This window comes from Actinoplanes utahensis (assembly GCF_016862455.1).
GTDB classification, from domain to species: domain Bacteria; phylum Actinomycetota; class Actinomycetes; order Mycobacteriales; family Micromonosporaceae; genus Actinoplanes; species Actinoplanes utahensis.
Genome location: NZ_BOMZ01000030.1, coordinates 107,762 through 113,872 on the forward strand (window position 1 = coordinate 107,762; position 6,111 = coordinate 113,872).

Sequence of the window (6,111 nt, forward strand, 5' to 3'; positions counted from 1 at the left end):
GGGGGTCAGGCGGCGCCGGTCAGGACTGCGCCGGGCCGAGGGTCCACTGGTAGACGTCCTGCCGTGCGGTCAGGTCGCCGGTGGCGCCGGTGAAGCCGACCCAGGCGCGGTCGATGCCGGCCCGGTCGGCCAGTTCGACCTCGTGGTCCAGCACGAGCTGCTCTTTCGCGCCCTCGGTGGTGGGGCGCACGTACACCCGCAGCCGGGTGGCGTCGGCGTCGTAGTGGACCCGGGCACGGAACGGCTCGTCCTTCAGCGGGATCCCCGTCCGCCCGACCACCGCCGGGTGATCCGGGTCGCCACCGAGCACGACCGCGAGATGGTTGTCGTCGGGGTCCTTCGGGTTCCGGTACGTGTCGAACTCGATCGCCACGCTGTCGTGGATGCCCTTGTACCCCATGCCGCCGCCCCAGCCGCCGAGCGCGCGCGGGCCCTCGCCCTGCACCACGAAGGCGATGCCGTCGGCGCCGCTCCTCCCGTCGCGGATGTGGGCGGTGAACTTCGTCTGGAAGGAGTTGTTGACGTCCACCGCCACGGTGCTCCAGGCCGATCCGACCTGCTTGTAGCCGCCGTCGGTGAGCCGGATGACCCGCTCGTCGTCGCCCGCGCGCCACATCAGTGAGGCGGTTCCGTTCAGGGCGAGCGGCGGTTTGTACGACGGTTCGGCGCTGGCCGCTCCGGCGGCTCCCGAGTTCACCGCGGCCACTATCGAGAGCAGGGCGGAGGCCCAGACACCGCCCCGCGCGGCCCGGGACGTACGAGAAAAGCGCACGACATGCTCCATTTCAACGGATTTGCCCGACTAAGACCTGGCCTAAGCTAGGACAGTCCGCGAAGCCGTGTGAGCGAGTCGCGCTATTTACCCCCGAGGGATGGTGATCCCACGCGGGTCGTCACCGATCGTAGGCACAGCAGGGCCAGTCCACGTCGGAAAATCGGTAAAATCGGGTATATCCCGGCCGAACCGGTTACCGAACGATGCGGGAATGCGCCGAGTGGTCCCGGTCGAAGAGCGGCTCCGCCGCCACCGAGGCGGCCAGCCGGCGGCCACCGAAACCGATCTCCACCTGCGTGCCGGGCGCGGCCAGAACCGCGGGCAGCCACGCGTACGCGATCGGGGCGCCGACGGTCCAGCCGTACGCCGCCTCGGCCACATGACCCACCACGAAACCGCCGGCGTACACCGGCTCCCGTCCGGCCGGCGCCTCCCCGCCCCCGGCGAGCAGCAGGCAGGCCAGCCGGCGATCCGGATCGGCCCGGTCCTCGGCCTCCGGATCGACCCGCCATCCGGACTCCAGCCGCAGGCTCTCGAAGGCGACGTGACCGGCAGCGATCAGCCCGAACTCCCGGCCCGCCGCCCACAGCGTGTCCCAGAGCCGTGTGCCGTACCCCGCCTCGGTGTAGATCTCCCAGCCCGGCTCCCCCACGGCCGGCACCCGCAGCGCCGTCACCGGAACCATGCCCAGGCAGCCCTCCCAGGCGTCCGGCTGCCCCGCGGACCGCCGGCCGGTCAGCGACGCGACCAGCTCACGGGCCACCGGCCCCCAGACACCGAGGCCACAGGTGCCCGCACTGACGTCGCGCACCGTGACCCCCGGCGGGGCGTGCCGGCGCAGCCGGTCCAGGTCGAGCGGGCCGCCGACGGCCAGGATCCGGTGCTCGGCGGGACGTGCGACGGTCATCGCACCGGACTCGATCACCGACCCCACCGGCGGGCCGTCCACCGGACCGGTCAGCTCGATCCGGGTGGCCGCGGTCAGGTCGAAGAGAGCCACCTTGCGGCGGGTCGCCCGCGCCTCGGTCTCGGCGACCGGGAAGCCGTGCCGGGCGTCGCCGGCGGGCGGATCGGTGCCGTACCAGAGCGGCCGTTCCCATCCGCCCGCCTCGCCGAAGACCGCGCCGAGTTCGACCTGACGCGCGTGGAACGGACTGACGAGAAGGTCCCGCACCGGCCGGGAGAGGCTTTCGCGGAGGTACGCCGGAGCGCGCTGCCCCGCGGTGAAACGGTGCAGATCGCACTCGCGCAGATCGATCCCGGGCCGCCCGTCGACGATCCACTCGGTGAGCGCCTTCGCCGCGCCCGCCGAGTGCGCCACCTCGACGGCGGTGGCGGTCCACAGTCCCCGTGGCTCGTACGCCTCGCCCAGCAGCGGAAATCCGTCCGCCGTGACCGCCAGCACCCCACCGGAGGCGTCGTCGAGGGCGGTGCCGCGCAGCGCCGGAATCAGCTCGGTCGCCGCCGTCCAGGACTGCTTGAACCGCTCCGGCACGAACGGCAGCATCGCCGGATGCCCGTCCCCCGGCAGCTCGTCGAGACCGGCCGGAATCGGGTCGCCGCGGTAGGAGCCCACACCGAACCGGTCGCCGTGCGCCCGGAAGTGCAGGTCCCGGTCGGGGTGGCGGAGGATCGGCAGACCGTCGGAGGCGCCGGCCGGGGTGGTCCGCACCTGCTGACGGATCACCGGCAGGACCGGAACGCCGGGCATCTCGGCAGCCCAGAAGCCCGTGCAGGCGATCACGACGTCGGCCGGCAGGGTCTCGTCGTCGGCGGTCAGCACACCGGTGACCCGGCCGTTTTCCGATAAGATATTGCTGACCCGCTTATTTCCGATAAACCGTGCGCCGCGTGATCCGGCGCGTTCCGCCTGCGTCTGCGCCGCCCGCACCGCCGGGATCAGGCCGTCTCCCGGGACGTGCAGGCCGCCGAGCACCACGGATCTGTCGAGCAATGGGAACAGGGCCGCGCAGGCGTCCGGCTCGACCACCGCCGAGCCGACGCCCCAGGACTGCCCGAGACCGAAGCGCCGGTGCAACTCGGTGAGCCGCTCCGGGGTGGTCGCCACCTCCAGGCTGCCGACCGCCTCGAAACAGCCGAGCCGGGCGTACTTCTCCACGGTGTACCGGGCCAGCCGGGTCATGGTCCGCGACGGGTCGGTCCGGAACACCAGGCCCGGGGTGTGCGAGCTGGACCCGCCCGTGACGAAGAGCGGGCCCTGGTCCAGCACGGTGACACCGGTCCAGCCGCGGCCGGTCAGCTCGTCGGCCAGAGCACATCCGACGATCCCCGCACCGATGATCACCACGGCGGGCCCGGTCACCGCCTCAGCCCGTCCGGCTCCCGGCCGGCTGGGCCGGCCACCGCAGCCGGGGCCATCTCGGCACGGACCGCAGCCGGGCCCCCCGCCGGGCGCCGAAGCGCCGGGTCACCAGCCGGGTCTTGAGCGCACGCGAGCACAACGGCCGCCGGACCGTCACGTCGCCTTCGATCGTGTCCAGTTCGAGCCACCCCTTCACTCCAGGTTCCGTCTCGCGGGGCCCGCGGGGGCGAGGCGAGATCCCGGCGGTGCCCGGCGTCAGCCGCGGAAAGGTCGCATACCGGTGTGGTACGTGGCCGCTCCGCGGATGCCGTCCGGCGCCACCCGGGCCACGCCGCAGCCCCTCGGGACCCGCGAGGCAGAACCTGAACCGCCACCGCGAACTGTGGACAAGGATCATCACGAGGACCGTCCCGGTCAATGGTCCGAGTCGTCTTTTACACCTGTGCAACAAGCCCGGCATACTGCCCCTGTGGATCATCCGTTCCTCGACGCTCCGCGACCGCTCGCCTTCGCTCACCGTGGCGGCGCCGCCACCGGGGACGAGAACACCGCCGGCGCGTTCGGGCGGGCCGCCGGAATGGGCTACCGGTACATCGAGACCGACGTGCACGCCACCGCCGACCGGGTTCCGGTGGTCATCCACGACGCGGACCTGGACCGGGTCGCCGGGCAGCGCGCCCGGGTCGCCGACCTGACCTGGGCCGACCTGTCCACCGTCCGGGTCGGCGGGGCGTCCGTGGTGCCCCGCCTCGACGAGGTGCTGGACGCCTGGCCGGAGATCCGCTTCAACGTCGACGTCAAGTCCGACGAGGTGGTCGAGCCGGCCGTCGCCTCGGTCCGGCACACCGGCGCCGAGGACCGGGTGCTGCTCGCCTCGTTCAGCGACACCCGCCTCACCCGGGCCCGCGCCCTCGGCGGCACGCGGATCGCCACCTCCCTCGGGATGGGCTCGGTCGCCCGGCTCCGGATAGCCTCCACCGCGGGCCTGCCGCTGCGACTGCCGCCATCGGCCGCCGCCGCCCAGATCCCGGTCCGGCACGGCCGCGTCACCGTGCTCACCCAGCGTTTCCTCGCCTATCTGCACCGGCTCGGATTGGCGGTGCACGTGTGGACGATCGACGATCCGATAGAAATGGAACGCCTTATCGACATGGGCGTGGACGGCATCATGACCGACCGTATCGAGGTACTGCGCGACGTCTATGCGGCGCGGGGGCTCTGGCCAGCCTAGGGTGGTGCGCGTTCACCGGGTCATCGGCTACTCTCCCAGCTCAAGGCGTTTTCGGCCGAGAACGAGTGAACTCGGGACATCATCCGTTCGGCTGATGTCGGGGGTTCGAGGTCCGTCCCATAAATTTCCTTTAAGTTGGCCGTAAGAATTCCCTAATTCACCGCGCGGAATTGCTTTCTGTGAGACCTGCTCCTAACGTTCGGGCGTCGGCGCCCGCTCCGGCGCCGAGTGACCGGAATTCAGGGGAAAAGAAGGTCTCGTCATGCGAAGCTCGGGTCAACGACGCACCCGGCTGCTAGCCGCCGGCGCAGTGCTCACCGCGATCGGTGGGGTCATCGGCTTCACCCAGTTCGCCTCCGCCGCGGACACCCCCGGCGAGCAGCAGGGACAGAGCGGCAAGGGCAAGGTGGTCGGCAACAACCTGACCATCCTCACCGACACCTGCGTGGACAGCGAACTGGAACCGCACGACGGCTTCCAGCGCGGCGAACGCTGCGTCTCCACCGAGTTCGGCGAGGTCGGCGCGGCCGCGAACAACCCCACCCTGCTCATCACCGAGGCGCCGCGCGACGTGACCGTGGGCCAGCCGTTCACCCTGCGGGTCAGCACCCGCAACCTCATCCGGGACCGTTTCCTCGCGGCCGGACAGGGCGGGTACTACGTGGAGAGCAGCGTGCTGCGCAACGGTCTGGTGCGCGGCCACTTCCACACCGCCTGCCGGATCCTCGACGGCACCCGCTCGGCGCCCGAGCCCGCGCCGGTGCCGGCGTTCTTCGTCGCCACCGAGGACAGCCGCGGCGGCGCCGATCCGGACACGGTGACCATCCAGGTGCCGGGGCTGCCGCAGGCGGGGACGGCACAGTGCTCGTCGTGGGCCGGTGACGGCTCGCACCGCATCCCGATGATGGAGCGGGCGAACCAGACGCCCGCGCTCGACTCCGTCCGCATCACGGTCCGCGCCGCCGGCAACGACGGCGAGGGCGGCAACGGGAACGAGGGCGGCGGCAACAACGGCGGCGGCAACGGCGGGAACAACGGCGGCGGCAACAACGGCGGCGGCGAGGGCGGGAACAACGGCGGCGAGGGCGACAACGGCGGGAACAACGGGGGCGAGGGCGACGACGGCGGGAACGGCAACGGTGGTGCGCAGCCCACCACGCCCGCCACGGCCGCGCCGACCGCGACCGGCAAGCCGTCGACGACCAAGCCGGCCGGGAAACCGGGCAACGCCACCGCGACCGCCACGCCGAACCGGACGACGGTGACCGCGACGCCGCGTACCAACCGCACCACCACGCCCACCGATGACGAGCAGGCCGGCGCGGCCGGCAACGACGGCGGCACGAAGGCCACCACGGCGCCCGCGCCGGCGCCCACCCGGACACCCGCGAAGGTGGAGTCGACCACCGGCACCGGCACCGGCGGATCCACGGGCGGCGACGACGCCCCGAAGACCACGACGACGAAGAAGGCGACGACCGCGCCGGAGTTCGACGAACCGGATCCGGGCGCGACCGAGACCGGCGGCCCGGCCCTGGCCGAGGACTACGGCGACGGCACGCCCGACGACCCGGCGAGCACCTCGGACAACCTGGCCGAGCCGCCCGCCGAGCAGGGCAGGCCGATCAACCTGATCAGCAACAACCTGGTCTGGGTCGGTGGCGGCGCGGTGCTGCTCCTGGTCGGCCTGGTGATCGCCGCGTTCCTGCGGGCCCGGCCCCGGAACAACTGGCGATAACCAGCGGCAATCGGCGGAAAGTGGGCAGGACTCCGCACCGGTGC

3 protein-coding genes and 1 pseudogene are annotated in these 6,111 nt (G+C 72.3%); 2 read left to right on the forward strand and 2 right to left on the reverse strand.

Annotated features, from left to right (window positions below; genetic code table 11):
* Positions 1 to 19: 19 nt before the first annotated feature.
* On the reverse strand, positions 20 to 772 hold the full coding sequence (locus tag Aut01nite_RS10025; protein WP_043530638.1) for an L-type lectin-domain containing protein: 753 nt from the start codon (positions 770 to 772) through the stop codon (positions 20 to 22).
* 196 nt (positions 773 to 968) lie between these two features.
* Positions 969 to 3,098 carry an FAD-dependent oxidoreductase gene (locus Aut01nite_RS10030; RefSeq protein ID WP_043530629.1) on the reverse strand — a complete coding sequence of 710 codons (2,130 nt, stop codon included), beginning with the start codon at positions 3,096 to 3,098 and terminating at the stop codon, positions 969 to 971.
* A gap of 469 nt (positions 3,099 to 3,567) precedes the next feature.
* Here Aut01nite_RS10030 and Aut01nite_RS10035 point away from each other — a divergent pair, with 469 nt between their 5' ends.
* Entirely contained in the window at positions 3,568 to 4,329 is a 762-nt protein-coding gene (locus tag Aut01nite_RS10035; protein ID WP_043530633.1) for a glycerophosphodiester phosphodiesterase family protein, read from the forward strand.
* 418 nt (positions 4,330 to 4,747) lie between these two features.
* Positions 4,748 to 5,287, forward strand: a pseudogene (locus Aut01nite_RS43355) (Pecanex-like protein 1); the annotation flags it as partial.
* Positions 5,288 to 6,111: the final 824 nt, after the last annotated feature.